Annotated in this window: 27 protein-coding genes; 24 read left to right on the forward strand and 3 right to left on the reverse strand. The window is 67.4% G+C overall.

Annotated elements, in window-relative coordinates; translation table 11 throughout:
* Positions 1-16 precede the first annotated feature (16 nt).
* Complete coding sequence (gene radC / locus FHY50_RS02120; protein WP_140046740.1) at positions 17-712, reverse strand: RadC family protein; 696 nt, start codon at positions 710-712, stop codon at positions 17-19.
* Positions 713-840: 128 nt separating this feature from the next.
* On the opposite strand from radC, the gene FHY50_RS02125 reads away from it, so the two are divergent.
* From FHY50_RS02125 to FHY50_RS02190, 14 genes are all read left to right on the forward strand, one after another.
* Positions 841-4032 (forward strand): intermembrane phospholipid transport YdbH family protein, encoded by a 3192-nt coding sequence (locus tag FHY50_RS02125; protein WP_244935279.1) that lies wholly within the window; start codon positions 841-843, stop codon positions 4030-4032.
* A gap of 20 nt (positions 4033-4052) precedes the next feature.
* Positions 4053-4238 carry a YnbE family lipoprotein gene (locus FHY50_RS02130; RefSeq protein WP_140230995.1) on the forward strand — a complete coding sequence of 62 codons (186 nt, stop codon included), beginning with the start codon at positions 4053-4055 and terminating at the stop codon, positions 4236-4238.
* 1 nt (position 4239) lies between these two features.
* Complete coding sequence (locus FHY50_RS02135; RefSeq protein WP_140046741.1) at positions 4240-4626, forward strand: YdbL family probable chaperone protein; 387 nt, start codon at positions 4240-4242, stop codon at positions 4624-4626.
* Between the two features lie 258 nt (positions 4627-4884).
* Complete coding sequence (locus tag FHY50_RS02140) at positions 4885-5202, forward strand: AtpZ/AtpI family protein (protein ID WP_140046742.1); 318 nt, start codon at positions 4885-4887, stop codon at positions 5200-5202.
* Between the two features lie 47 nt (positions 5203-5249).
* Complete coding sequence (locus tag FHY50_RS02145; protein ID WP_140046743.1) at positions 5250-6029, forward strand: F0F1 ATP synthase subunit A; 780 nt, start codon at positions 5250-5252, stop codon at positions 6027-6029.
* 49 nt (positions 6030-6078) lie between these two features.
* A complete protein-coding gene (locus FHY50_RS02150; RefSeq protein WP_140046744.1) occupies positions 6079-6306 on the forward strand; it encodes a F0F1 ATP synthase subunit C in 228 nt (75 codons plus the stop codon).
* Between the two features lie 58 nt (positions 6307-6364).
* Complete coding sequence (locus FHY50_RS02155) at positions 6365-6859, forward strand: F0F1 ATP synthase subunit B family protein (protein WP_140046745.1); 495 nt, start codon at positions 6365-6367, stop codon at positions 6857-6859.
* Positions 6852-7493, forward strand: coding sequence for a F0F1 ATP synthase subunit B family protein (locus FHY50_RS02160; RefSeq protein ID WP_140046746.1), 642 nt, complete (start codon positions 6852-6854; stop codon positions 7491-7493). The genes FHY50_RS02155 and FHY50_RS02160 overlap by 8 nt, the downstream gene beginning before the upstream one ends.
* A 190-nt stretch (positions 7494-7683) precedes the next feature.
* Positions 7684-8004 carry a DMT family transporter gene (locus FHY50_RS02165; RefSeq protein ID WP_140046747.1) on the forward strand — a complete coding sequence of 107 codons (321 nt, stop codon included), beginning with the start codon at positions 7684-7686 and terminating at the stop codon, positions 8002-8004.
* 46 nt (positions 8005-8050) lie between these two features.
* Complete coding sequence (gene uvrC, locus FHY50_RS02170) at positions 8051-9973, forward strand: excinuclease ABC subunit UvrC (protein ID WP_140046748.1); 1923 nt, start codon at positions 8051-8053, stop codon at positions 9971-9973.
* Between the two features lie 75 nt (positions 9974-10048).
* On the forward strand, positions 10049-12841 hold the full coding sequence (locus FHY50_RS02175; RefSeq protein ID WP_140046749.1) for a DUF3857 domain-containing protein: 2793 nt from the start codon (positions 10049-10051) through the stop codon (positions 12839-12841).
* Positions 12842-12849: 8 nt separating this feature from the next.
* Complete coding sequence (recO, locus tag FHY50_RS02180) at positions 12850-13581, forward strand: DNA repair protein RecO (protein WP_140046750.1); 732 nt, start codon at positions 12850-12852, stop codon at positions 13579-13581.
* Between the two features lie 32 nt (positions 13582-13613).
* A complete protein-coding gene (leuB, locus tag FHY50_RS02185; RefSeq protein WP_140046751.1) occupies positions 13614-14660 on the forward strand; it encodes a 3-isopropylmalate dehydrogenase in 1047 nt (348 codons plus the stop codon).
* Positions 14657-15760 carry a glycosyltransferase family 2 protein gene (locus tag FHY50_RS02190; protein ID WP_140046752.1) on the forward strand — a complete coding sequence of 368 codons (1104 nt, stop codon included), beginning with the start codon at positions 14657-14659 and terminating at the stop codon, positions 15758-15760. Before leuB ends, FHY50_RS02190 begins: the two co-directional genes overlap by 4 nt.
* A gap of 3 nt (positions 15761-15763) precedes the next feature.
* Here FHY50_RS02190 and FHY50_RS02195 read toward each other — a convergent pair whose 3' ends face one another.
* Positions 15764-17023 carry a phospholipid carrier-dependent glycosyltransferase gene (locus FHY50_RS02195; RefSeq protein WP_140046753.1) on the reverse strand — a complete coding sequence of 420 codons (1260 nt, stop codon included), beginning with the start codon at positions 17021-17023 and terminating at the stop codon, positions 15764-15766.
* Positions 17024-17106: 83 nt separating this feature from the next.
* Between FHY50_RS02195 and FHY50_RS02200 the strand changes: the two genes are divergently transcribed.
* From FHY50_RS02200 to FHY50_RS02225, 6 genes are all read left to right on the forward strand, one after another.
* Positions 17107-18315 carry a trans-sulfuration enzyme family protein gene (locus FHY50_RS02200; RefSeq protein WP_140046754.1) on the forward strand — a complete coding sequence of 403 codons (1209 nt, stop codon included), beginning with the start codon at positions 17107-17109 and terminating at the stop codon, positions 18313-18315.
* A complete protein-coding gene (gene apaG / locus FHY50_RS02205; protein WP_140046755.1) occupies positions 18315-18713 on the forward strand; it encodes a Co2+/Mg2+ efflux protein ApaG in 399 nt (132 codons plus the stop codon). The genes FHY50_RS02200 and apaG overlap by 1 nt, the downstream gene beginning before the upstream one ends.
* Entirely contained in the window at positions 18710-19501 is a 792-nt protein-coding gene (locus tag FHY50_RS02210; protein WP_140046756.1) for a LysR family transcriptional regulator, read from the forward strand. Before apaG ends, FHY50_RS02210 begins: the two co-directional genes overlap by 4 nt.
* A gap of 65 nt (positions 19502-19566) precedes the next feature.
* Positions 19567-19914: a TM2 domain-containing protein gene (locus tag FHY50_RS02215; protein WP_140046757.1), complete on the forward strand. Its 348-nt coding sequence runs from the start codon at positions 19567-19569 to the stop codon at positions 19912-19914.
* Positions 19915-19949: 35 nt separating this feature from the next.
* Positions 19950-20450 (forward strand): GNAT family N-acetyltransferase, encoded by a 501-nt coding sequence (locus FHY50_RS02220; protein WP_337250276.1) that lies wholly within the window; start codon positions 19950-19952, stop codon positions 20448-20450.
* Positions 20451-20522: 72 nt separating this feature from the next.
* On the forward strand, positions 20523-22022 hold the full coding sequence (locus FHY50_RS02225) for a CoA-acylating methylmalonate-semialdehyde dehydrogenase (protein ID WP_140046759.1): 1500 nt from the start codon (positions 20523-20525) through the stop codon (positions 22020-22022).
* A 91-nt stretch (positions 22023-22113) separates the two neighbouring features.
* Here FHY50_RS02225 and FHY50_RS02230 read toward each other — a convergent pair whose 3' ends face one another.
* Positions 22114-22443: a GIY-YIG nuclease family protein gene (locus tag FHY50_RS02230; protein ID WP_140046760.1), complete on the reverse strand. Its 330-nt coding sequence runs from the start codon at positions 22441-22443 to the stop codon at positions 22114-22116.
* A 60-nt stretch (positions 22444-22503) separates the two neighbouring features.
* Here FHY50_RS02230 and FHY50_RS02235 point away from each other — a divergent pair, with 60 nt between their 5' ends.
* From FHY50_RS02235 to FHY50_RS02250, 4 genes are read left to right on the forward strand one after another with little or no spacing between them, the layout of a single operon-like run.
* Positions 22504-23403 carry a polysaccharide deacetylase family protein gene (locus tag FHY50_RS02235; protein WP_244935280.1) on the forward strand — a complete coding sequence of 300 codons (900 nt, stop codon included), beginning with the start codon at positions 22504-22506 and terminating at the stop codon, positions 23401-23403.
* Entirely contained in the window at positions 23400-23963 is a 564-nt protein-coding gene (locus FHY50_RS02240) for a hypothetical protein (RefSeq protein WP_140046762.1), read from the forward strand. The genes FHY50_RS02235 and FHY50_RS02240 overlap by 4 nt, the downstream gene beginning before the upstream one ends.
* Positions 23960-25108, forward strand: a complete 1149-nt coding sequence (locus FHY50_RS02245) for an acyl-CoA dehydrogenase family protein (protein ID WP_140046763.1) — start codon at positions 23960-23962, stop codon at positions 25106-25108. Before FHY50_RS02240 ends, FHY50_RS02245 begins: the two co-directional genes overlap by 4 nt.
* Complete coding sequence (locus FHY50_RS02250; RefSeq protein ID WP_140046764.1) at positions 25105-26142, forward strand: enoyl-CoA hydratase/isomerase family protein; 1038 nt, start codon at positions 25105-25107, stop codon at positions 26140-26142. The genes FHY50_RS02245 and FHY50_RS02250 overlap by 4 nt, the downstream gene beginning before the upstream one ends.
* Positions 26143-26173 lie beyond the last annotated feature (31 nt).

Genomic DNA, 26173 nt, shown 5'->3' on the forward strand with positions numbered 1-26173 from the left:
GGCATGGATGGGCCGGTCAGATCAGACCTTGCGCGCGCAGGCTGACATGGCCCTCCGTACCGATGATGAGATGGTCGTGGAGCGCGATGCCCATGCGCTTGCCGGCTTCGGCGATGGCGCGCGTCAGTTCGATATCGGCGCGGCTCGGGGCGGGATCGCCCGAGGGGTGATTGTGGACGAGGATGATCGCCGCCGAGCCAAGGTCGATCGCGCGCCGAATCACCTCGCGGACGTGCAGCGCGGCCTCGTCGATCGAGCCTTCGCTCATCAGCTCGTCGCGGATCAGCATGTTGCGGGTGTTGAGATGGAGCACGCGGACGCGTTCGACCGGGTGGTGCGCCATGTCCGCACGCAGATAGTCGAGCAGCGCCTGCCAGTTGGCGAGAACCGGACGGGCGGCGACGTCGGATTGCAGCATGCGCAGCGCCGCGGCGTGGACGATCTTGATCGCGGCGACCGATGTTTCTCCCATCCCCTTGACGCGTTGGATAGCCTCGGGTGTGGCAGTCAGCAGGCCGCCAAGACCTCCGAATTCGCGCAATAGCGTTTTGGCGAGGGGCTTGGTGTCGCGGCGCGGAATGGCGAGCGCCAGCAGATACTCGACCAATTCGTGATCGAGCAGCGCGTCGCCGCCCGCTGCCAGCAGCCGCTGGCGCAGCCGTGCGCGATGGCCGGTGCCGTCATGTCGATCGCTTGCCGCTTCCCCGGTCATGGATGCGGGGTACGATGCGCGCCTGCGTCGTGCAATCGTCGACCATGGTGCGGCGCCGATGTCCGCACAACGCTTGACCCGGCGTGTGCGCGGCGCAACGATCGGCGGGTGCAGGAGTTTGAGGCCGCGTGACGGGCGAAGAGGGGACCGATCCAGCCGCGCGATCGGCCAGCCGGGAACGGCGACGCTGGCGGCGGATGATCCGTGTGCCGCGGCGGGGGCGGCCATTTTTCGTCGGCGGATCGATCGTGCTGGTGCTGCTGATCGGCACCTGGGTGCAGCGCCGCCCGATCGCCGAGGGCTTCGTCGACAATGCGCTGGAAAGCCGAGGGATAGAGGCGCGCTACACGATCGATGACGTGGGATTCACGACGCAGCGCCTGACCGACGTTGTGATCGGCGATCCGGCCAATCCCGATCTGGTCGCCGACTGGATCGAGGTGGAGACCAATGTCGGGTTCGGCAGCGCCGAAGTCACCGGGCTGTCGGCGGGCAAGGTGCGGGTGCGAGGGCGCTGGGCAGATGGGCGGCTGAGCCTGGGGCAGCTCGACCGACTGCTTCCGGAACCGAGCGGCAAACCATTTGCGCTGCCCGCGCTCGAGGCCGCGATCGACGATGCGCGGATGCGGTTGGAGACGCCGCTGGGTGTCGCCGGGCTCAAGCTGAGCGGACGCGGGCGCCTCGACGACGGGTTTCGCGGGACTCTGGCGGCGATCGCGCCGCGCCTGGCTGGCGGCGGCTGCGCCGGCGAGCGTGTTGCCGCGGTGCTGGCGATCCGCATCGTCGATGCCGCGCCGCGGGTGCAGGGGCCGATCGAAGCCGGACGCGCCATATGCGACGGGTATGACGTCAGCAATGCGCAGGCGCGGGTGTCGCTCGACCTATCGGCAGCGCTCGACCGCTGGAACGGACGCGCCGGAGTGCGAGCAGCCCGGGTGCGCGCGCCGCTGGGCGGCGGGCGCGCCCTGGGCGGCAGCGTGACCTTTGCCGGCACCGCGGCACGGACGGCGGGAAGGATCGACCTGGCGGCGCGCGACTTTGCGGTGCCGGGCGCTTCGGGTCGGGGGCTCGCGATCGGGGGCAATTATGTGGCGGGGCAGGCGATCGGTTTCGACGGCAGCATCACCGCCGAGCGCGCGACGCTGGCGCGGCAACTGGTGCGATCGGTCGAGAACCTGCGCGGGCAGGGCACCGCCACGCCGGTCGGGCCGCTGAGCGACGCGCTTGCCGAGGCGCTGCTGGCCGCAAGCCGCGACGTGCGCGTCCGGTCCGACGTGGCGCTTCGGGTGGACGGCGGGCAGGGTGCGCTGGCGATAGCCCGGCTCGATGCCGCTGCGGCGAGCGGCGCGCGCGTGACGCTGTCGGGCGGCGATGGTCTGTCGGTTCGCTGGCCGGATGCAGGCGTCCGCATCGACGGGACGCTGGCGATGCGGGGTGGCGGATTGCCGACCGGCACGGTTGCGCTGGCGCAGGCGCGCGCGGGGGCGCCGATCACCGGAACCGCGCGGTTCGAGCCCTATGCGGCAGGCGGCGCGCGGCTGGCGCTGACGCCGGTGGAGTTCAGCGCGGCGCTGGACGGCGCGACGCGGATCGCGACGCGCGCGGTGCTGTCGGGGCCGCTGGGCAACGGCCGGGTCGATGGGCTGACGCTTCCGATCGACGCGCGGTGGAACGGCGCCGGGCGGCTGACCGTCAATCCGGGCTGCGTCCCGGCGGGGTTCGAGCGGCTGGCGGTCTCCGGCCTGCAGCTGGAGCGCGCCGCGATGACATTGTGCCCACAGGGGGCGGCACTGGTGTCGGTGTCGGGCGGGGCAGTGTCGGGCGGCGCGCGGATCGCCACGGCGCGGCTGGCGGGCACGCTGGGCGGAACGCCGCTGACGCTGGGGCTGAGCGATACCGTGTTCCGGCTGCGCGACCAGGGCTTCACGCTCGCCAATGTCGAGGCGCGGCTGGGCGCGCCCGAACGGCTGTCGCGGCTCGACATCGCCGCACTTGACGGGCGGATCGTCGGCGGCACCGTTGCAGGCAGTTTTTCGGGCGGGGCGGGGCAGATCGGCAACGTGCCGCTGCTGATGTCGAATGCCGCCGGCGACTGGTCGCTGGAGGGCGGAAAGCTGGCGCTTGGGGGAAGGCTCGACATCGCCGATGCCGCCGAGGACGCCCGCTTCGAGCCGGTCGCGAGCGAGGATTTCGCGCTGACGCTGATCGGCGGCACGGTCGCGGCGACCGGCACGTTGCTGCACCCCGAAACGCGCACCGAGATCGCCGACGTCGCTATCGCGCACGAGTTGGGCAGCGGCACCGGGCAAGCCGATCTGGACGTCGCAGGCATCACCTTCGGACCCGGGTTCCAGCCCGACCAGCTGACCGACCTGACCTTTGGCGTCATCGCCGATGTGGTGGGGACGGTGCGAGGCAAGGGACAGATCCGCTGGTCGCCCGACGCGGTGACCAGCGATGGCGTGTTCGAGACACCCGGCACCAGCCTGGCGGCGGCGTTCGGGCCGGTCACCGGCATCCAGGGCGAGATCCGCTTTACCGACCTGCTCGGGCTAGTCTCCGCACCCGCGCGCACCGCCACTATCGCCGAGCTCAATCCCGGCGTGCCGATCCGCACCGGCGACGTGACCTATCAGCTGATCGGCGACAATCGCGTGGCGATCGAGGGGGGGCGCTGGCCGTTCGCGGGCGGAGCGCTGACGCTCGAGCCGACCGTCCTCGACTTCAGCGGCGAAGCGGCGCGGCGGATGGTGTTCCGCGTCGAGGGCGTCGATGCGGCGCGCTTCCTCGACGAGTTCGACTTCGACAATCTCAACGTCAGCGGCGTGTTCGACGGGGTGCTGCCGATGGTGTTCGACGCCGATGGCGGGCGCATCGTCGACGGCAGACTGAAGGTGCGGCCGGGCGGCGGCAACATCGCCTATGTTGGCGAGGTGACCAAGGAGGATGTCGGCTTCTGGGGCAATCTGGCGTTCGATGCGCTCAAGTCGCTCGACTATGAGTCTCTCGACCTGGAGCTGTCGGGGCCGCTGTCGGGCGAGATGGTGACGGCGATCCGCTTTGCCGGGGTCAGCCAGGGCGAGGGCACGCGGTCGAACTTCATCATCGACCGCATCGCCAGGCTGCCGCTGGTGTTCAACGTCACCATCCGGGCGCCGTTCCGGCAGCTGCTCGATTCGGTGCAGAGCTATTACGACCCGAAACGGCTGATCGAGCGCAACCTGCCTGCGTTGCTCGAGCAGCAGAACGGCGATGTGCCGCGTGACCCCACCCCAGATCCCGCCCCCATTCAGGGTGGCGAAAGCGAGGATGTGCCATGACCGACCCAGGAACTTTGCGGATGCGGACGATGGCGGCGATGGCGGCGATGGCGGCGGCGATGATGACGGCAGGTGGCTGCGTTAATGTGAGCGCGCCCGACAAGCCGATCGTCATCAACCTCAACATCAACATCACGCAGGAAGTCGTGTATCGTCTGGATGGCGAAGCCAAATCGCTGATCCAGGAAAACCCGGGGATTTTTTGACATGAAGACGCGAACCTTGATCCTTGCCGCGCTGGCCGCCGTTGCCGTGGTCGGCGGAGCGACTGCCGCCAGCGCCTATGTCCAGCGCGACCCGGCGTATGCCAAGGCGCGCGCTGCCGGGCAGGTCGGCGAGCAGACCGACGGCTATCTGGGCGTGGTCGGCGGCGGCGACGACAATCTCCGCAAGCTGGTGCAGAGCATCAATATCCAGCGCAAGGCGGCGTACATTCGCGGTGCGGGCAGCAGCGCGACGGCCGAGCAGTTCGCGTTCGTATCGGGCTGCAACCTGATCGCGCAGACCAAGCCGGGCGAGAAATACCAGGCGCCCGACGGTAGCTGGAAGACGCGCGGAGCAGGCCCGGCGGAGCGCGATCCGCGATGCGTTTAAGTCGCGGAACTGCTTCGACGCGTTGACATGCCGCGGTCATGCGCCAGGCGAACGAATCCGCGCATTTGATCTGCGATGCAGCTTGGCTGGCGTCACGAAAGCGGGTGCAGTGGACCGCGGTTCCGCTTCGACAGCGCGCCGCCGCATTCTCCCACCGGTTGACTCGGACACGCGCGCTTTCTAAACGGCCGGTGCCTTGGCGGGCTCGCCCTTGGCATATGCGCTTGGCCCTGCCGAACCTGGTAGCGGAGAAGTGGCATGGCCGAGAAAGAGCCCGGACTGGACCCCCTCTCAGAGGATGCACGGCTGACGTCGCTCGATGCGCGATTGAAGCAGGCAACCGATGACGAGGCGATCCGATCGGGGGCGGGGCGCGACAAGGGCGATGACGATTATCGCCTGGGCAACCGCGTGCTGGCCGAACTGATCGGGGGAATGGTTGGAGGGGCGCTGATCGGGTGGGTGCTCGATCGGTTGCTGGGAACCTCGCCGTGGCTCCTGCTGACGCTGCTCGCCCTCGGGATCGTGGTCGCGTTCAGGAACATCATACGGATTTCAAACCGGCGCGCGAAGTGACCTTCGGGCGCTTTGGTCGCATCGGGTAGAAGGGACGGACAACGGGCGTGGCGACTTCAACCAAGATCGACCCGATGCACCAGTTCGAGGTGCAGACGATTTGGGAAGGCTTTTCGCTGGGCGGCCAGCAGATCGCATTCACCAACAGCGCGCTTTGGATGTGCGTGACGGTCGTCGTGCTGTGGGCGTTCATGCTGGGCGGGATGAAGCAGCAGGTCGTCCCCGGCCGCTGGCAGATGCTGGTCGAAAGCTTCACCGGCTTCGTCAATTCGATGCTGACGCAGAATATCGGCAAGGAGGGCAAGAAGTACCTTCCTTATGTGTTCTCGCTGTTCATGTTCATCCTGTTCGCCAACCTGCTGGGGCTGTTGCCGCTGGGTCTGGTCGGCATCCACCCGTTCACCTTCACCAGCCATTTCACCGTCACCGGCATCCTGGCCATCCTGAGCTTCTCGATCGTGCTGATCGTCGGCTTCTGGCGGCATGGTCTGCACTTCTTCTCGCTGTTCGTGCCGCACGGAACGCCGTTGTGGCTGATCTGGCTGATCCCGGTGATCGAGTTCGTGTCGTTCATGGTGCGCCCGTTCTCGCTGGGGCTGCGGCTGTTCGTCGCGATGACCGCGGGGCACGTGCTGCTCAAGGTGCTGGCCGGGTTCGTGATCAATTCGGGCAATGCCGGAATGATCTATGGCCTGGGCATCGGCATCCCCAGCTTCGTGCTGATGATCGGCATTTCCGCGCTCGAGGTGCTGGTTGCCGGCATCCAGGCATATGTCTTCGCGCTGCTGACATCGCTGTACATCAACGATGCCGAGCATCTGCACTGAGTTTCGTTTCATCCTTTCAACGCAACATCTTATTTTCGGGAGTTAGATCATGGACGCAGAAGCAGCAAAGCTTATCGGTGCAGGCCTGGCGGCGATCGGCGCGGGCATGGCCGCGATCGGTGTGGGTTCGGTGTTCGGCCAGTTCCTCGAGGGCGCGCTGCGCAATCCGGGCGCGGCCGACGGCCAGCAGGGCCGGTTGTTCATCGGCTTCGCGGCTGCCGAATTGCTCGGCCTGCTCGCATTCGTCGTCGCGATGATCCTGATCTTCGTCGCATAATTTCTGGCGTCCGCGGCGGCACGTTCCGCCGTGGACGCCATGAGTTCAAAGGGCGCCAATGCCTCAGATTTCCCAGCTCGTCGCGACCTTCGCTTCCCAGTTCTTCTGGCTGGCGGTGACGTTCGGCCTCGTCTTCTTCGTCATCGGACGGGGCATGGTCCCCAAGGTCCAGGCGACGGTAGACGCGCGCGACCAATCGGTCGCCGATGATCTGAAGGCTGCCGAAGCCGCACGCGCGCAGGCCGATGCGACCGAGGAGCAATGGCGCGCGCATGAAAATGCCGCGCGCGAGGCGGCGCAGAAACGCATCGCCGAGGCACGCGCCAAAGCGACTGCGGCGACCGAGGGCAAGCTGGCGGCGGCCAACGCCGCCAACGATGCCAAACTGGCCGCGGCGGAAACGCAGATCGCGTCGGCCAGCGCGTCGGCGATGACCGAGATCGAGACGGTCGCGGCCGAGGCGGCACGCGACATCGTCGCACGGCTGTCGGGAGTCGAGGTGCCGGTCGCGGATGCGCAGGCAAAGGTGAAGGCGGTACTCGCGCATGGCTAACGCACCAGCACTCGATCCGGGATCGGCCGAGGTCGCGCAGAATCTCGATCACGCCGCCACCGCCGAGGGCATGCCCAACACCGGCATCGAGGCGATCGAGACCGAACATGGCGGTATCGCGCCCGAAGCGCATGCCGAACCGGCATTGCTGGGCGTGCTCGACGCGACGGTGTGGGTCAGCATCGCGATGGCGGTGTTCATCGCCATCCTGCTGTGGAAGAAAGTCCCGGCGCTGATCGTCGGCGGGCTCGACAAGCAGATCGCGGCGATCCGCGAGCGGCTCGACGAGGCCAAGGCGATCCGTGCCGAAGCCGAAGCGCTACGCGACGAATATGCGCGCAAGATCGCCTCGGTCGAGCAGCAGGCTGCGGCGATGATCGCGCATGCCGACGAGGAAGCCGCCGCGCTGCTCGCCAAGGCCGAGAGCGACGCCGCCGACCTGATCCGCCGCCGCACGCGCATGGCCGAGGACAAGATCGGCGCCGCCGAGCGTCAGGCGGTCGCCGACGTACGCGCGAAGGCGGCAAATGCGGCAGCGACCGCCGCGGCGGCGATCATCGCCGAGCGGCACGGGGCCGATGCCGACCGCACGCTGGTCGATCGCACGATCGCCGGGCTGGGCCGGCTGAACTAGCTGAGGCGCCGACCGCCGGTTGCGAGGGAAGTCTAGGCAACAAGCCCAGCGCTTCATCAAGGTTTCTCGACTTCGCTCGAAACGAGCGGGGTGGGGTTTGCGCTTTTACCATCCCGCCGCCTCTTTGCCGGGTTTCCGGCGGTGTGGATGTCCTGAACGAGCCCTGCCTTTTCGCAAGAGGGAGGCTCGCATGGCCTGGATCATCCTGTTCGTCGCGGTGTTCACCGAAATCTGCTGGGCGCTGAGCCTGAAATGGGCGGCGACGCAGGCGACGTGGCAAGCGTCGGTCGTTCCGATCGTGCTGAGCTTCGTCAACATGGGCCTGCTCGCGCTGGCGATGCGCGGCATTCCGGCGGGGACTGCCTATGCGGTGTGGACCGGCCTGGGCGCGGTCGGCGTTATTCTGGCGAGCACGGTGTTGTTCGGTGACAAGGTGACGCCGGTGCAGGCTGGTTTCATGGCGCTGATCGTCATTGGCGTGGTGGGGACGAAGCTAACGGCGGCGGTGTGAGCAGAGACGGTAGCGCAGTCGCGCTGCGAGTCCTAAATCCCGTTCAATGTCCTCCCCCAATGCTCCCGACCGGTTCAACGAAGACAAGGCGACCTATTCGGTTCGCGGTTCCGACCTGCCCGATCTCGAGACCGGGGTCGCGGCGATCCGCAATGTCGTCAAAACGCTGCCCACGCGGCCCGGGGTGTACCGGATGCACGATGCGCGGGGCGACGTGCTGTATGTCGGCAAGGCGCGGGCGCTCAAGAACCGGGTGACGAACTATACGCAGGTGTCGCGGCTGACGCGGCGGTTGCAGCGGATGGTGGCGCAGACGCGGTCGATGACGATCGTCACGACCAACAACGAGGCCGAGGCGCTGCTGCTCGAGGCGCAGCTGATCAAGCGCTATCGCCCGGCGTACAATGTGCTGCTGCGCGACGACAAGTCGTTCCCGTTCATCCTGCTGCGCGCCGACCATGACTTTCCGCGCATCCAGAAGCATCGCGGCGCGCGGCGGGCGAAGGGCAATTATTATGGGCCGTTCGCGAGCGCAGGGTCGGTGACGCGGACGCTCAACGCGCTGCAGAAGTTGTTCCTGCTGAGGAGCTGCACCGACAGTTTCTTCAACAATCGCGACCGCCCGTGCCTGCTCTACCAGATCCAGCGTTGCTCGGCGCCGTGCGTCGATCGCATCTCGAAGGACGACTATGCCGAGCTGGTCGGCGATGCCAAGGACTTCCTGGCGGGCAGGTCGACCAAGGTGCAGGCCAAATTGGGCGCGGCGATGCAGGATGCCGCCGAGAAGATGGATTTCGAGCTGGCCGCGGTACTGCGCGATCGGCTGAAGGCGCTGACCTTCATCCAGGGCAGCCAGGCGATCAACGCCGAAGGGGTCGGCGACGCCGATATCTTTGCGCTGGCGTGCAAGGAGGGGACGATGGGCATCCAGGCGTTCTTCATCCGCGGCGGGCAGAATTGGGGGCATCGCAGCTTTTTCCCCGCGCATACCAGCGACGTGCCCGAGGACGAGGTGCTCGCGGCGTTCCTCATGCAATTCTATGAGGAAGTGCCGCCGCCCAGGAATGTGTTCCTCGACCGTGCACTGGAGGAAGGCGATCTGCTGGGCGAGGCGCTGGGCGAGCGGGCGGGGTTCAAGGTCGCACTGTCGGTGCCGCAACGCGGCGCGCGCAAGCGGCTGATCGAGCAGGCCAAGCGCAATGCGGTCGAGGCGCTGGAACGGCGGCTGGCGGAATCGACGACGCAGGCCAAGCTGCTGCGCGAGGTGGCCGAGCTGTTCGGGCTGGCCGAGCCGCCCGACCGCATCGAAATCTATGACAACAGCCATATTCAGGGGACCAATGCGCTGGGCGCGATGGTCGTCGCGGGGCCGGAAGGGTTTCGCAAGGGCCAGTATCGCAAGTTCAACATCAAGCGCGCGGAGACCGCGCCGGGCGACGACTTCGGCATGATGCGCGAGGTGTTTTCGCGGCGGTTCGCCCGCGCGCTCGACGAAGACCCCGATCGCGACCGCGGCGACTGGCCCGACCTGGTGCTGGTCGATGGCGGGCGCGGCCAGTTGAACGCGGTGCGCGAGACGCTGGAGGAACTGGGCATCGAGGATGTCTGCGTGGTCGGCATCGCCAAGGGGCCGCACCACGGCCGCGACGGGCGCGAAGTGTTCCACATGCTCGACGGACGCGAGTTCCAGCTGCCGGTCAACGCGCCGGTGCTGTTCTACCTGCAGCGGCTGCGCGACGAGGTGCACCGCTTCGCGATCGGCGCGCACCGGGCGAAGCGCGCCAAGGCGATGGGGGCGAGCCCGCTCGACGACGTGCCCGGCATCGGCCCGGCGCGGAAAAAGGCACTGCTGATGCACTTCGGCACCGCCAAGGCAGTGCGATCGGCGAGCCTGGAGGATCTGCAGAAAGCGCCGGGGGTGTCGAAGACGATGGCGCAGGGGCTGCACGATTTTTTCCACGCGCGGTGATCGACACGCGATTCTGCTTTGCCGGTGGCGGGACTGCGGATAGGCTCGCTGCTTCAGGTCGCGCGGGGGCGTAGCATGTTGAGAAGTTTGGTGGTTTCGCTTGCCGTCGCGGCGAGCGTCGGGACGGCTTGGGCGGACGACACGCCGAAATACGCGGCGGTGCCCGAATGGGTGAAGCCAGCCCCGCCGATCGACCTGGCGAAGCTGCCCGACGACAAGCCGCAGTTCCTTATCTTCGACCAACAGCAACGGATCGAGGACGGGACGGTCTGGCGCTATTTAGATAGCGCGCGCGCGATCGGCACCGCGGAATTGCTGCAACAGGCGGGCACGATCACGCTACCTTGGGCGCCCGAGCATGGCGACCTGACGATCCACCGGGTGGAGATCCTGCGCGGGGCGGAAACGATCGACCTGTTGAAGGATGGTGACGCGTTTCAGGTGATCCAGCGCGAAAAGGGCCTGGAGCAGCGAATGCTGGACGGCGAACTGACCGCGACGATGGCGGTCAAGGGACTGCGGATCGGCGACGTGCTGCGCGTCGCATTCTCGACCAGCACCAAGGACCCGGCACTGGCCGGCAATGTCCAGACATTCGTTCCGCTGCTGACTGCGCCAGCGCGCGCCGCGTTCGGCCGCAGCCGGGTGATGTGGCCCGAAGCGGTTGACCTGAAGCTGCGCGCGCATGTCGATGGGGTGGTGCTGACGCCGACCACGGCGGACGGGTTCCGCGAGGTCGAGGTGTCCATGCCGCTGCCCAAGCCTCTCGACATGCCCGGCGATGCGCCGGTGCGGTTCCGCCCGATGCCGGTGATCGAGGCGACGAGTTTTGCCGACTGGAACGCGGTTTCGAAAGTGATGGCGCCGCTATACGCCACGCAGGGCACGATTGCGCCCGACAGCCCGATCGCCGCGGAAGTCGCGCGGATCGCGCGGGCGACCGGTGATCCGCGCCTGCGCGCAGGAATGGCGTTGCAGACGGTGCAAAGCGAGATCCGCTATCTGTTCCGCGGAATGGACGGTGGCAATTACGTACCGCAATCGCCCGCGACGACATGGACCGCGCGGTATGGCGACTGCAAGGCGAAGACGTTGTTGCTGCTGGCGATGCTGCGCGCGCTCGACATCGAGGCTGAAGCTGCACTGGTGAACACGTCGATCGGCGACGCCCTTCCCCGACGGTTGCCGAGTGCGGGGATGTTCGATCATGTGATCGTTCGCGCAACGATCGGAGGGGAAGATTTTTGGCTCGACGGCACCGGCACCGGCGCACGGCCGGAGGACATCGGCGACACGCTGCCATTTGGTCACGCGCTGCCGCTGCGTACGGCCGGATCGGGGCTGATGCCGGTGGCGCAGCGCGTGCCGGAACGCGCGGTCGGGACGATCGACGTCGCCTATGATCAGAGGGCGGGTATCGATTTTCCGGCGCCCTTTAAACTCACGCTGCGCGTTCGCGGTGATTCCGCGGCGAAGCTTCAGGAGATCGGCCAGCAACTGACTGGTGAGCAGCTTTCGGAAGTCGTCGATGTGATGGCCGGCAAGATCGTCGATACCGGCACGCTGTATGACGAAACCATCCGCTATGATGACCAGAGCGGCTATGCCGCCGTCACCGTATCCGGGCTGGCCTATCCAGATTGGGAAACGATCGGCACCAGCCGGCGCTTCACGATCGACAACGGCGCCGGCAGCTTCGAATTTTCGCCTGATCGTACGCGCACCGCGTGGAAGTCGGTGCCGGTGCTGATCGGCGCGTCCGGGTACCAAATGATGACAACCACGGTGCGATTGCCGGAGGGCGGCAAGGGATTTGGATTTGAAGGCGATCCTGCACGATCGGTAACGCTGCCCGGTATCACCTTTGCCCGCACGGCCAGGATAGAGGACGGCAGCCTGACCGTCGAGGAGGTCCAGACGGGTGCAGGCGGTGAAGTAGCTGCCGCAGCCATCGGCCGTACCCGCGATGCAGTGGCACGCGCAAAGGCGCGGCCCCTGCGCATCGTGGCCGAGGGGAAGCCGCGCTTCGGCCTGGTTGACAGGGCGCGCAAAGCCGGTGCGTTCGTGCCGATCCTGGCGGCGTACGATGCCGACATCGCGCAGACTCCCGACAAAGCGCGACCCTATTTCAACCGCGCGTGGTTCAAGGGTTCGATTTATGACCGTCAGGGCGCGATCGACGATCTCACCCGGGCGATCGCGATCGAGACCGATGGAGATTACTATGTCGCCCGCGCGCGGCACCACATCGCGCTCAAGCAAGAGGATGCCGCATTGGCCGACCTGCACGCAGCGCAGGAGATCGATCCGGGCAGCTATGAGGTCATCTCTGCGCTCGCATTGTTGCATGCGGACCGCGGGGAGGGTGACGCCGCGCTCGACGTGGTCGGCGATCGCGCATCGGCGGACGATGTAGAGGGTCGAAACTTTCTGGCGCTCAAGGCCGATGTGCTGGGACGTGCGGGCGTAGCCGACGATGCGCTGGCCACGATCGACCAGGCGGTGGCATCGAGCCCGCGCGACGCCAATCTGTTGAACCAGCGGTGCTGGCTGAGGGGAACGCTCAACGTCGGCCTGGAAGACGCGCTGAAGGACTGTACCCGGTCGATCGAGCTTGGCGAGTCGCCCGCTTCGGCGCTCGATAGCCGGGCGATGGTCTATTTCCGGATGGATCGGCTCGACGAAGCACTGACCGACCTCAATGCTGCGCTCGATATTGCGCCCGAACAGGCAGCGAGCCTGTACATGCGCGGCGTGATTGCGAGGTCGAAAGGAAATTCGGCGGCCGCCGAGGCCGATCTGGCGGCGGCGCGCATGATGGCACCGCGGATCGACGAGGACTATCGGCGCTGGGGTGTCGTCCCCTAGACAGCGGCATGCACCTGACCGCGCCCGCCATCCTGCTTTCCTCGCGCGCGCATGGCGAGCATGGGGCGATCGTGCGGGCGTTGACGCGGGAGGCCGGGTTGCAGGCGGGCTATGTCCGCGGCGGGCGGTCGCGGCGGGTGCGGCCGGTGCTGCAGCCGGGCAATCTGGTGCAGGGCGAATGGCGCGCGCGGACCGATGCGCAACTGGCCGCGCTGACGGTCGAGCTGCTGCACAGCCGCGCGCCGCTGTTCGCCGAGCCGCTGCCCGCCGCGGCGATCGAGTGGGCCACCGCGCTGACCGCGAGCGTGCTGCCCGAGGGACAGGCGTATCCGAGAGTGTACGACGCGCTGGAGGCGGTGATCGATGCGGTTGAGGCGGCACCGGCGGCGCGCGGCTGGGCAGTGGCGCTGGTGCGGTACGAATTGCTGTTGCTGGCCGAGATGGGGTTCGGGCTGGCGCTGGATGCGTGCGTGGTCAGCGGCTCGCGCGACGACCTGGCATTCGTCAGCCCCAGGAGCGGCGGCGCGGTGAGCCGGAGTGCGGCGGCGGGATATGAGGGGCGGCTGCTGGCGCTGCCACGGTTCCTGATCGAGGGCGGCGCGGCGGACTGGGATGCGCTGGACGCGGGGCTTCGGCTGACCGGGCATTTCCTGGCGCGCGACCTGGCGGTCGGGCGCTCGGCGGAAGTGCTGGCGGCGCGCGAGCGGCTTGTCGAGCGGTTGCAGCGCGCGGGCGGGTGAGGCATGGCCGCGGGGCCAATTGGGGAGCTGCCATGCCGTTGATCGCCATCCTGCCCGGTGACGGGATCGGACCCGAAGTGTGCCGCGAGGCGCAGCGGGTGCTGGAAGCGGTCGCGCCGGGGCTGGCGTTCGAGGAAGCGGCGGTCGGGGGCGCGGGCTATGACGCGGCGGGGCATCCGTTGCCGCCGGCGACGCTGGACCTGGCCAAGCGGTCGGACGCGATCCTGTTCGGGGCAGTGGGCGACGCGCGCTATGACCGCCTCGACCGGGCACTGCGGCCCGAACAGGCGATCCTGGGATTGCGCAAGGAACTGGGGCTGTTCGCCAATCTGCGCCCCGCCAAGCTGTTCGCCGGCCTGGAGGATGCGTCCGCGCTGCGGCCCGAGATCGCACGGACCATCGACCTGGTGATCGTGCGCGAGCTGACCGGCGACGTCTATTTCGGCGCGAAGGGGCGGCGGACGACCGAGGACGGGCGCCGCGAGGGGCATGACGTCATGGCCTATGCCGAGGACGAGGTGGCGCGGATCGCGCGGGTCGCCTTCGCCACGGCGCAGGGTCGCAACGGACGGCTATGCTCGATAGACAAGGCCAATGTGCTCGAGACGTCGCAGCTGTGGCGCGACGTCGTGATCGAGGTCGCAGCAGAGTTTCCCGAGGTCGAACTGAGCCACATGTATGTCGACAACGCGGCGATGCAGTTGGTGCGCGATCCGGGGCAGTTCGACGTGATCGTCACCGGGAATCTGTTCGGCGATATCCTGTCGGACCAGGCGAGCATGTGCGCGGGATCGATAGGAATGCTGCCGTCGGCGGCGATCGGGTCGGGGACTCAAGGGCTGTACGAGCCCATCCACGGATCGGCGCCCGACATTGCCGGGCAGGGCAAGGCCAACCCGCTGGCGGCGATCCTGTCGGGGGCGATGCTGCTGCGCCACTCGCTGGGCGACGAGGCGGGCGCGGCGCGGATCGAGGCGGCGGTGGCGCGGGTGATCGCAGGCGGCGCGCGGACGCCCGATCTGGGCGGGACGATGACGACCGCGACGATGGGCGATGTCGTTCTGAAGGCGCTTGCGTGAGCGACCTGCTCGACCTGGCGATAGTGATCCCGACGTTCAACGAACGCGGCAATGTCGCTGTACTGATTGCCAAACTGGATGCGGCACTGGCGGGGCGCAATTGGGAAGCGATCTTCGTCGACGACGACAGTCCCGACGGGACCGCGGCGGCAGTGCGCGACCTAGCGCGGGTCGATCGGCGCGTGCGCGTGATCCAGCGCATCGGGCGGCGCGGGCTGTCGAGCGCGTGCATCGAGGGCATGTGCGCGACCGCCGCGCCCTATGTGGCGGTGATCGACGGCGACCTGCAGCATGACGAGACGCTGCTGCCGGCGATGCTCGACACGCTGGCAGGGGATCGCGGCCTCGACATCGTCATCGGCTCGCGCTTCGTCGATGGCGGGGGAACCGGCGACTGGCAAAGCGACCGCGTCGCCAAGTCGGCGCTGGCGACGCGGCTGTCGCGCCGGGTGCTGCGCGCCGAGCTGAGCGACCCGATGAGCGGGTTCTTCATGATACGCAGCGACATCCTGCGCGCGCTGGCGCCGTTGCTGTCCGGGATCGGATTCAAGATCCTGCTCGACATCATGACCGCCAGCCCGCAACCGCTCGAATTCAAGGAGTTGGGATACGTATTTCGCACGCGCAGCGAGGGGGAGAGCAAGCTCGACCATGTCGTGGCGATGGAATATCTGATCGCGCTGTACGACCGCATGTTCGGCAAGGTGGTGCCGGTGCGCTTCGCGATGTTCTCGGCGATCGGCGGTCTGGGGGCGGGGCTGCATCTGGGGGTGCTGTCGCTGCTCTATATCGGGCTGGGCACGAGCTTCTTGGCGGGAAGCATCGTCGCGACGATCGTGGCGATGACGTTCAACTTCTTCCTCAACAACGCGCTGACCTATCGCGATCGGCGGCTAGTCGGGGCGAAGGCGCTGTTCGACGGTTGGGTATCGTTCTGCGTGGTGTGCTCGGTGGGCGCGGTCGCCAATGTCGGGGTGGCCGCGTTCCTGCACGACGCGCAGCAGGGCTATTGGGCGCTGTCGGCGATCGCCGGGATCGTCGTGGGCGCGGTGTGGAATTTCGTGCTTTCGTCGCGGTTTACGTGGGGACGCTATAAATGATCCTCAGCGCCAGCCGGGGAACCAGGTCCAGACGGTGAAGGCCTGGTCGCCGGGCAGCGGCGCGGCGGACAGGATCGGGTAGAAATAAGCGAACAGGCCGACCGCAAGCGTGCCGAAGATCAGGTCGGCATGCGGCCAGCGCGCGCGCCAGCGATGCGCGGCCGCAGCCAGCGCAAGCGCGACAAAGATTCCGGACAGGTGATAATAATAATAGAACCCCAGAGACTTGGGAATGATCGCGAAGATCAGCAGCGAAAAGGTCCACAACATCGCGATCAGCAGATGGGCGGGCGAATGGCGCGCCGCCGCCCAGCATGCCGCCACCGCAGCGAGGCCGGCCCACATCACGGCGGGGTTGCCGATCAGCAGCACGCCGCGCACCGCGCCCTGGTCGGGTTCGTAGAAATACCAGATCGGCCGCAGCATCAGCGGCCAGCTCCACCAGTCCGACTGGTAGCTATGCGGCGACAGGACCTGGGTCTGCGCGGCGAGCATGTCGAACTGGAACGGGACGAGTCCGGCAAGCGTGAGCGGGTCGCGCGCGTAGAAGAAGGCGGGGGCGAAGCTGGCGAGATAGGCGGCGATGGCGATCAGGCCAAAGCCGAGGAGGAGATCGGCGGTGCGGACGCCGGGCCAGTGCGGCTGCCCCCGGCCAGTCAGCAGTCCGGCGCCGCCGTGCCAGCGCGTCCAGACGATGCCGAGGCATGCCAGCGCGACATAGGGGATCGCAGCCCATTTCACCGCCACCGCGCAGCCCGCCAGAACCGCGGCGAGGATCAGGCGCCGCCATATGTGGCCGGGCGGAGCCTGTGCCGACCAGATCAGCGCAGCGATGGTGGCGACGACGAAGGCGCCGAGAAAGCCGTCGAGCATGCCGATCCGCGCCTGGACGAATACCGTCTGGTTGACGAGCACGCACAGCGCGCCGAACGCGGCGGTGCGGACATTGCCGAGCAGCAGCATCAGCACCGCGAAGCTGCCGATGACGGTGGCGGTGCCAGCGATCGTCGACATCGCGCGCCAGCCGATCGGACCGTCGCCGAACAGCGCGATGCCCGATGCGATCAGCAGCTTGCCGAGCAGCGGATGTTCGGTGTTCACCGGTCCCGACAGGTCGAGCAGCGCGCGCGCGGCCGGGACGTAGTGAACCTCATCGAAGGTCAGCTTCGACGGGCGGCCGAGATGCAGGGTGAACAAAGCCTGCGCGGCGATCGCGATCAGAAGGGCGGCGAGCCACGGGCGGTCGCGAAGCGAGGCGAACATGCCGGCGGCTTAGCCGATCCTGTGCGCCGCGGGTAGCATGCCCGTCCTTGCGTCCCCGCGCGCATCGCGGCAAAGCGAGCGCCATGAAGCGCATGACCGGCCAGGACCGCTCGATCACCCGTAACTGGCGTCCCGCGACGCAGGCCGTGCGCGGCGGTACCGCGCGCAGCGAATATGGCGAGACGTCCGAAGCGTTGTTCCTGACATCGGGCTATGCGTACGACTGCGCGGGCGATGCCGCCGCGCGCTTTTCCGGCGATCAGGCCGGGATGACCTATTCGCGCCTGCAGAATCCGACGGTCGAGATGCTTGAGCAGCGGATCGCGCTGATGGAAGGTGCCGAGGCGTGCCGCGGGACCGCCAGCGGCATGGCGGCTATGACCGCGGCGTTGCTGTGCCAGCTCGAGCAGGGCGACCATGTCGTCGCCGGACGCGCGCTGTTCGGATCGTGCCGCTGGCTGACCGACACGCTGCTGCCCAAATTCGGGATCGAGACGACGATCGTCGATGCGCGCGACCCGCAGGCGTTCGCCGACGCGACCCGGACCGGCACCAAACTCTATTTCTTCGAGACGCCCGCCAATCCGACGATGGATATCGTCGATCTGAAGGCAGTTTGCGACATTGCGCGCGCCAAGGGTGTCGTCACTGTCGTCGACAATGCCTTTGCCACCCCGGCGTTGCAGCGGCCGATGGAGTTCGGGGCCGACATCGTCGCCTATTCCGCGACCAAGATGATGGACGGGCAGGGCCGCGTGTTGGCAGGCGCGGTATGCGGGACCGAGGATTTCATCCTGAACACGCTGCTGCCGTTCACGCGCAATACCGGGCCGACTTTGTCCGCGTTCAATGCCTGGGTGGTGCTCAAGGGGCTCGAGACGCTCGACCTGCGCATTCGGCGACAGTCGGAGAATGCGCTGCTGGTCGGCCGTTTTCTCGAGGGGCGGGTGCCGCGGATCAATCATCCGGGACTGCCGAGCCATCCGCAGCACGATCTCGCGCTCAGCCAGATGGCGATGACCGGGCCGATCTTCTCGTTCGAGCTCGATGGCGGGCGGAGCCAGGCGCACGGCCTGCTCGACGCGCTGCAGCTGATCGACATCTCGAACAATATCGGCGATTCCCGCTCGCTGATGACGCATCCCGCCTCGACCACGCACTATGGCGTCGCTGAGGACAAGCGCATCGAGATGGGCGTGACCGAAGGGCTGATCCGGCTCAACGTCGGGCTCGAAGACCCGCAGGATGTCATCGACGATCTCGATCAGGCGCTGCGGCAGGTCGGGCTGTGATGAAGGCGCTGTTCGCGCACGAGGCGGAAACGCGCGGGATCACTGTGCGGGTATCGGTGAGCTTTCTGCCCGAACAGTCCGAGCCGGCACGCGGGCGCTGGTTCTGGGCCTATCACATCCGCATCGAGAATGACGGCGCGCAGGCGGTGCAGTTGCTGATGCGGCACTGGGTGATCACCGACGGCCGCGGGCACGTCCATGCCGTCGATGGCGAGGGCGTGGTCGGCGAGCAGCCGATGCTGAGCCCCGGGGAGAGCTTCGACTACGTGTCGGGCTGTCCGCTGTCGACGCCGACCGGGTCGATGGAGGGCAGCTATGCGATGCTGGGCGAGGACGGCGCGGCATTCGACGTGGCGATCCCGAAATTCGCGCTGTTCGCGCCTGCGGTGGCGGGGTGAAGCGCACCCATCTCCCGCTCAACGGCTTGCGCGTGCTCGACGCGGCGGCGCGGCATCTGTCGTTCACGCGCGCCGCGGACGAACTGGCGGTGACGCCGGCGGCGGTGGGGCAGCAGGTGCGCGCGCTCGAGGATACGCTGGGGGTGGTGCTGTTCCGGCGGACCACCAAGGGGCTGGAGCTGACGCCGGAAGGCGAGGCCGGCCTTGCCGCGCTGCGCGACGGGTTCCTGCAGTTCGAGGAAGCGGTGCGGGCGATGCAGGCAGGGCAGACGTCGCGGTCGCTGACCATCGCGGCACCGCGCGACCTGACCCACAAATGGCTGATGCCTCGGCTGGCGGAAATCGCCGCGGCGGATGGCGCGATGCGCTTCGTACTGGTCGCCGCTGACGAGGATGTCGATTTCACTCAGGCCAATCTCGACCTGGCGATCCGCTGGGGCGCGGGGCCGGGAGAGCATGAGGGCGAGGCGCTGGAAAGCGACGGCATGGTCACGGTCGAGCAACCGGGCGGCGGCGCCGACACGCGGATTTCGTGGCCTGGATGCCTGTCCGAGCCCGACGTCTCGCTGGTCCGTGTCGGCGACGCCGGGCTGGCGATCGACGCCGCCGCGGCGGGGCTGGGCCGCGCCACGGTTCCCGAACTGCTGGCACGCGGCGACATCGCCGACGCGAGGGTGGCGGTGGTCGGCGAGCCGAAGCCGTCTGCCAACGGATACTGGCTGGTCGCGCCGCTGCCGCAGTGGCGGCAGAAAAAGGTCAAGGTGCTGGTCGACATGCTGGCCAGCTGAGCCGGGGCAACTTGCCGAAGCAGCGGCGTTATGTTTGAATAATACACCGTATCGAGGAGGCTATGATGAGTCGCGACGTCCGCTTGTTTCCGCACCCGGTCTATGCCGCCAATCGCAAGTCGATCCGGGTGGCAGCGGCGCTGTGGCTGGTGCTGGGCGGGCTCGGCGCGCATCGCTTCTACCTCGGGCGTACGCTGAGCGGCGCGCTGCAGGCGATGTTGTTCGTGCTCGGCTGGGCGACGCTGATCATCGTCATCGGCGGGGTCGCGCTGGCGGCGTGGTTCCTGTGGTGGCTGGCCGACCTGGCGATGCTGCCGGGCATGGTGCGCGCGCATAATGGTGACCTTGCCGCGGCGATCGCCGCGCCCGATCCGGCGCGCGCGTCGTTCGGGCAGCACCGGCTCGCCCGCTGACCGACACGCCGGTTCTCGCCACGCGGCGACTGCGCCTGCGCGCGCTGCGCGGTGACGATGCCGATGCGCTGCACCCGATCCTGTCGGACGCAGCGCTGATGACATGGTGGTCGAGCGCGCCGCAGGCCAGCGTCGAGACGACGCGCGACTATATCACGCCGCGCGCCAGCGACGGGCCGTGGCGCAGCTGGGCGATCACGCTGGATGGCAGCGATACCGCGATCGGCTGGGTGTCTGCAGGGCTGCGGCGTGCGAAGGTGATCGAGCTCGGATATCTTCTCGGCCGGGCGCACTGGGGCGGGGGCATCGCGCGCGAGGCGGCGAGCGGGCTGCTCGACTATCTGTTCGAAGTCGAAGGCATGCGCCGCGTGTTCGCCGACATCGACCCCGACAATCGCGGTTCGGTGGCGCTGATCGAAGCGCTCGGCTTCAAGTTGGAAGGCGTGCTGCGCGAGGAATGGGAAACGCACATCGGCGTTCGCGACAGTGCGATCTATGGCCTGCTCGCGCGCGAATGGGCGCAGCGGCAGCACTAGATCGGCGCATCCGCGGTTGCCCTTGGCCCGCCAGCGGCTAGATAGGGCGCAACAATATTTCAGGAGAGCGACATGCGCACGATCGACCATCTGATCGTCGGCGGTGCGGGCGGCGGCGGTGGACGGACTTCACCGGTGTATGATCCGAATACCGGCAAGATCCAGGCAGAGGTCCGGCTCGGCGACCAGACCACACTCGACGCCGCGGTAGCCGCGGCACAGGCGGCGCAACCAGGCTGGGCGGCCACCAACCCGCAGCGACGCGCGCGGGTGATGTTCGAGTTCAAGCGGCTGGTCGAGGCCAATATGGACGAGCTCGCCGCGCTGCTTTCGTCCGAACATGGCAAGGTCATCGCCGATTCGAAGGGCGACGTTCAGCGCGGGCTGGAGGTGATCGAATTCTGCTGCGGCATCCCGCACGTGCTCAAGGGCGAATATACCCAGGGCGCGGGGCCGGGGATCGACGTCTATTCGATGCGCCAGCCGCTCGGCATTGGCGCGGGCATCACGCCGTTCAACTTTCCGGCGATGATCCCTCTATGGATGTCGGGGGTGGCGATCGCGACCGGCAACGCCTTCATCCTCAAGCCGAGCGAGCGCGACCCGTCGGTGCCGGTGCGGCTGGCCGAGCTGTTCCGTGAGGCCGGGTTGCCCGAGGGTATCCTCCAGGTCGTGCATGGCGACAAGGAGATGGTCGACGCGATCCTCGACCATCCGGCGATTGCGGCGGTGAGCTTCGTGGGAAGCTCGGACATCGCGCATTATGTCTATCGGCGCGGCGTCGCGGCGGGCAAGCGCGTGCAGGCGATGGGCGGGGCCAAGAATCACGGCATCGTCATGCCTGATGCCGATCTCGACCAGGTGGTGCACGACCTGTCGGGCGCGGCGTTCGGATCGGCGGGCGAGCGATGCATGGCGCTGCCGGTGGTGGTGCCGGTCGGCGAGGAGACCGCCGATCGCCTGCGCGAAAAGCTCATCCCGGCGATCGAGAAGCTGCGCGTCGGAGTCTCGACCGACAGCGAGGCGCATTACGGCCCGGTGGTGAACGCCGCGCACAAGCAGCGCATCGAGACCTGGATCCAGACCGGCGTCGACGAAGGCGCCGAACTGGTCGTCGACGGGCGCGGGTTCAGCTTGCAGGGGCATGAGGAAGGTTTCTTCGTCGGCCCGACGCTGTTCGACCGGGTCACGCCGGAGATGTCGGCGTACAAGGAGGAGATTTTCGGGCCGGTGCTGCAGATCGTGCGCGCGCCCGATTTCGAGACTGCGGTGCGGCTGCCGAGCGAGCATCAGTATGGCAATGGCGTCGCGATCTTCACCCGCAACGGCCACGCCGCGCGTGAATTCGCGGCGCGGGTCAATGTCGGAATGGTCGGGATCAACGTGCCGATCCCGGTGCCGGTCGCGTATCACACCTTCGGCGGATGGAAGCGCAGCGCGTTCGGCGACACCAACCAGCACGGCATGGAAGGCGTCAAGTTCTGGACCAAGGTCAAGACGGTGACGCAGCGCTGGCCGGATGGCGGGGTCGGCGACGCCGCCAACGCGTTCGTCATTCCGACGATGGGGTGAGGGCGTTGGCCGTTTCCGTCATTTCCGTCATCCTGACGAAGGTCAGGATCCAGAGTCGCTGGCGTGATCGCTTGCGGCTCTGGATCCCGGATCAAGTCCGGGATGACGGCTGGGGCGCAATGAGCGGCTCGAAGCCGAGGGTCTCGGCAAGGTCGTACCAGCGTGGATTATCCTGCTCGATCAGCGCGAGTTTCCAATCGCGTCGCCAATTCTTGACCTGCTTTTCGCGCAGGATCGCCGATGCCATCGTCTCGTGGACTTCAAACCAGACGAGTCGGTCGCAGCTATGTTTTGCGGTGAAGCCTTTGAAAGCCTTTGTACGATGCTGATGAATGCGCGCCATGAGGTCCGAGGTCACGCCGGTGTAGACCGTGCCGTTACGCTGGCTGGCGACGATATAGACGGTCGGGACCTTTTCCACATCGATAGGCTAATCAGGTTTTTCGGTTTCGTACTCCTGATTTTGGCTTTGGCAACCTTGGTGCCCGGCCCCGCCGCCGCGCAGAAGCGCATCGCGCTCACCTTCGACGACGTGCCGCGCGGGGCGGGGGCGTTCATGAGCGTCGAGGAGCGCGGCGCGCGATTGATCGCGGCGCTCGACGAGGCGGGCGTCGAACAGGCGGCGTTCTTCGTCAATCCGGGGTCGCTGGCCGATCCGGCGGTGGCCGGCGGCGAGACGCGCATCGCCGCCTATGTCCGGGCGGGGCATGTCATCGCCAATCACAGCTTCTCGCACCCCGCGCTTACCGATCTCAGCGCGGCCGAGTATCTCGCCAACATCGATCGCGCCGAGGAGTGGCTGAAGCGGCAGCCGGGACATCGGCCGTGGTTTCGCTTTCCGTTCCTGAACGAAGGCCGCGACGACAAGGCCAAGCGCGACGCGGTGCGGGCCGGGCTGGCGCAGCGCGGGCTCGCCAACGGCTATGTCACTGCCGACGCGTCGGACTGGCATATCGAGGCGCTGACGCTGGCGGCAAAGGCGGCGGGCAAGCCCATCGACATGGACGGCTTGCGCGACCTGTATGTCGAGAGCCATGTCGAGGCGGCCGAGTTCAACGAGGCGCTGGCGATCGAGACCGTCGGGCATCCGATCGCGCAGGTCATGCTGCTGCACGAGACGGATATTGCGGCACTGTACGTCGCCGATCTGGTCGCGGCGCTGAAGGCCAACGGCTGGACGATCATCACCGCCGACGCCGCCTATGCCGATCCGATCGCGGCGCGCGCGGCGGACGTCGATGTGCCGTCGGCGCAGGGAACGCTGACCGAGGCGATCGCCTGGGAGAAAGGATTGCCCGCGCCGCGTTGGTACGAGCGCAACGACACGCGCGTGCTCGACGCCCTGTTCGCGCAGCGCGTGCTGAAGGAGGAAGCTCCGTGATCCGCAGCCTTGCCATTCCAGCCTGCCTCGCGCTTGCGGCGTGCGGCGGAACTGCCCCCGAGGAGCCGCCAGTGCCCGAACCCACCGCCCAGCCGGACAGCGCGCAGCCGCAGAGCACGACGCAGCAGGGCACGTCGCCGATCATCGAGAACCAGGCGGCGCTCGATTTCGTGCCGCCAATGGCGAACGACGCTGCGCCCGCGCCCGCGCCTAGCGCCGAGCCCGATCGCGTCAATGCGGACGGCAGCCTGGCGGCGATCCCGGCGGCTTGGCGCGGACGCTGGGCCGGGCAGGGCGGGTCGTGCGCGGATTCTTCGGACCGCCGCCTCGATATCGAGGCCGACCGGCTGACCTTCTACGAATCGGTCGCGGTGCCGCAACGGATCGAGCGCGTGTCCGAGCGCGAGTTGCAGCTCGACCTGAGCTTCACCGGCGAAGGTCAGACATGGCAGCGGCGCACGATGCTGGTGATCGGCGACGACGGCCGCACGATGCGGCGCAGCGAGAAGGACACCCCGCTCATCACCTACACCAAATGTCCCGACGGAAGTGGCGCATGACCAATCAGTTCGACCTCACGGACGACCAGCGCGAGATCCAGGAGCTCGCGCGGCGTTTCACCGCTGACCGCATCACTCCGTTCGCGGCGGAATGGGACGAGAAGCACCTGTTTCCGCGCGACACGATCAAGGCGGCGGCGGAGCTTGGCTTTGCGGCGATCTACGTCTCCGAGGAGTCGGGCGGGATCGGTCTGGGGCGGCTCGAATCCGCGCTGATCATGGAAGCCATGGCCTATGGTTGCCCATCGACCAGCGCGTTCATTTCGATCCACAACATGGCGGCGTGGATGCTCGACCGGTTCGGGAGCCAAACGGTCAAGGAGAAGTATCTGCCGCGGCTCGTGGCGATGGACTGGATCGCGTCCTATTGCCTCACAGAACCGTCGTCGGGGTCCGACGCCGCCGCGCTCAAGACGCGCGCGGTGCGCGACGGCGACCATTATGTCGTGACTGGCAGCAAGCAGTTCATTTCCGGCGGCGGCGAGAACGAGCTGTATCTGGTGATGGTGCGCACCGGCGAGGACGGTCCGAAGGGCATTTCGTGCCTGGCGATCGAGAAGGACATGCCGGGCGTCAGTTTCGGTGCGAACGAGAAGAAGCTCGGCTGGCATTCGCAGCCGACGCGCCAGGTTATCCTCGAGGAGGTCCGCGTTCCGATCGAGAATCTGGTCGGCGGCGAGGGCGAGGGCTTTCGCATCGCGATGATGGGTCTCGACGGCGGGCGGCTCAACATCGGCGCGTGCTCGCTGGGCGGGGCGCAGCGCTGCCTCGACGAAAGCATCGCCTATACCAAGGATCGCCAGCAATTCGGCCAGCCGATCGCCGAGTTCCAGAATACGCAGTTCATGCTGGCCGACATGGCGACCGATCTGGAGGCGGCGCGCGCGCTGCTCTACGTCGCTGCGGCCAAGGTGACGGCGAACGCGCCCGACAAGACGCGGTTCGCGGCGATGGCCAAGCGGCTGGCGACCGATTCGGGATCGAAGATCGTCAACGACGCGCTGCAACTGCACGGCGGCTACGGCTATCTGCAGGACTATCCGATCGAACGCTTCTGGCGCGACCTGCGGGTGCATTCGATCCTGGAAGGAACCAACCAGGTGATGCGGATGATCGTCGGACGCGATCTGGTGCGGCAGGGATGACCGACGTCCTGATCGATACCGACGGCAAGGTCGGCCGCATTCGGCTCAACCGGCCCAAGGCGATCCATGCGCTGACGACGGCGATGTGCGAGGCGGTGGTCGACGCGCTCGAGGCGTGGCGGGACGATCTGGCGATCGAGGCGGTGCTGATCGACCATGCCGAGGGCCGCGGGTTCTGCGCGGGCGGCGACATCCGCATGATCGCCGAGAGCGGGGCCGGCGACGGAGCGGCGGCGCGCGCTTTCTTTCGCGCCGAGTACCGGATGAATCACCGGCTGTTCACCTATGCCAAGCCGATCGCCGCATTCATGGACGGGATCACGATGGGCGGCGGGGTCGGCATTTCGCAACCCGCCCGCTTCCGCGTCGCGACCGAGAACACCAAATTAGCGATGCCCGAAACCGGGATCGGGCTGTTCCCCGATGTCGGTGGCGGCTGGTATCTGTCGCGGCTGCCGGGTCGGATCGGGCAGTATCTGGCGCTGACCGGTGCAAGGCTCGATGGGGCGGAGTGTCTCGCGCTAGGCCTGGCGACGCATTATTGTCGTGCCGAAGCGCTCGATGACGCGAAGGCGCGGATCGCGGGCGATCCTCAGGCGATCGAAGAAATATTGGCGGAAGCGTCTTCCCCCGCGCCGGACGCCCGCATCCTGACGCACCGCGACGCGATCGACCGGCTGTTCGCCAGCGATCGGCTGGAGGATATCTATGCTGCGCTGCGCGAGGATGGCGGGGAGTGGGCGACGCAAACGCTGGCCACGCTGGATACCAAGTCGCCGCAGACGATGAAGGTGTCGCTCAAGCTGCTGCTCGACGGCAGGACGATGCCGACTTTCGAAGACGAGATGCGGCAGGAATTCGCGGTGGCGAGCCATGTCGTCCAGCGGCACGACTTCATCGAAGGCGTGCGCGCGGTGATCGTCGACAAGGACAATGCGCCGCGCTGGCAGCCCGAGACGCCGGAGGACGTGACCGGACATCTGATCGACCAGATATTTGCGCCGCTTCCGGCCGATCAGGAATGGAATCCCTGATTTGGAGCTAAGATACATCGGTACTCCTGCG

This window comes from Sphingomonas japonica (assembly GCF_006346325.1).
Lineage (GTDB): Bacteria > Pseudomonadota > Alphaproteobacteria > Sphingomonadales > Sphingomonadaceae > Sphingomonas > Sphingomonas japonica.

Coding starts and splice junctions, on each gene's coding strand:
- FHY50_RS02175 (WP_140046749.1), top strand. CDS start 10,049: ATGTTGAGAAGTTTGGTGGTTTCGCTTGCCGTCGCGGCGAGCGTCGGG.
- FHY50_RS02245 (WP_140046763.1), top strand. CDS start 23,960: ATGACCAATCAGTTCGACCTCACGGACGACCAGCGCGAGATCCAGGAG.
- FHY50_RS02140 (WP_140046742.1), top strand. CDS start 4,885: ATGGCCGAGAAAGAGCCCGGACTGGACCCCCTCTCAGAGGATGCACGG.
- leuB (WP_140046751.1), top strand. CDS start 13,614: ATGCCGTTGATCGCCATCCTGCCCGGTGACGGGATCGGACCCGAAGTG.
- apaG (WP_140046755.1), top strand. CDS start 18,315: ATGAAGGCGCTGTTCGCGCACGAGGCGGAAACGCGCGGGATCACTGTG.
- recO (WP_140046750.1), top strand. CDS start 12,850: ATGCACCTGACCGCGCCCGCCATCCTGCTTTCCTCGCGCGCGCATGGC.
- FHY50_RS02135 (WP_140046741.1), top strand. CDS start 4,240: ATGAAGACGCGAACCTTGATCCTTGCCGCGCTGGCCGCCGTTGCCGTG.
- FHY50_RS02195 (WP_140046753.1), bottom strand. CDS start 17,023: ATGTTCGCCTCGCTTCGCGACCGCCCGTGGCTCGCCGCCCTTCTGATC.
- radC (WP_140046740.1), bottom strand. CDS start 712: ATGACCGGGGAAGCGGCAAGCGATCGACATGACGGCACCGGCCATCGC.
- FHY50_RS02200 (WP_140046754.1), top strand. CDS start 17,107: ATGAAGCGCATGACCGGCCAGGACCGCTCGATCACCCGTAACTGGCGT.
- FHY50_RS02160 (WP_140046746.1), top strand. CDS start 6,852: ATGGCTAACGCACCAGCACTCGATCCGGGATCGGCCGAGGTCGCGCAG.
- FHY50_RS02215 (WP_140046757.1), top strand. CDS start 19,567: ATGAGTCGCGACGTCCGCTTGTTTCCGCACCCGGTCTATGCCGCCAAT.
- uvrC (WP_140046748.1), top strand. CDS start 8,051: ATGTCCTCCCCCAATGCTCCCGACCGGTTCAACGAAGACAAGGCGACC.
- FHY50_RS02225 (WP_140046759.1), top strand. CDS start 20,523: ATGCGCACGATCGACCATCTGATCGTCGGCGGTGCGGGCGGCGGCGGT.
- FHY50_RS02150 (WP_140046744.1), top strand. CDS start 6,079: ATGGACGCAGAAGCAGCAAAGCTTATCGGTGCAGGCCTGGCGGCGATC.
- FHY50_RS02130 (WP_140230995.1), top strand. CDS start 4,053: ATGCGGACGATGGCGGCGATGGCGGCGATGGCGGCGGCGATGATGACG.
- FHY50_RS02155 (WP_140046745.1), top strand. CDS start 6,365: ATGCCTCAGATTTCCCAGCTCGTCGCGACCTTCGCTTCCCAGTTCTTC.
- FHY50_RS02165 (WP_140046747.1), top strand. CDS start 7,684: ATGGCCTGGATCATCCTGTTCGTCGCGGTGTTCACCGAAATCTGCTGG.
- FHY50_RS02250 (WP_140046764.1), top strand. CDS start 25,105: ATGACCGACGTCCTGATCGATACCGACGGCAAGGTCGGCCGCATTCGG.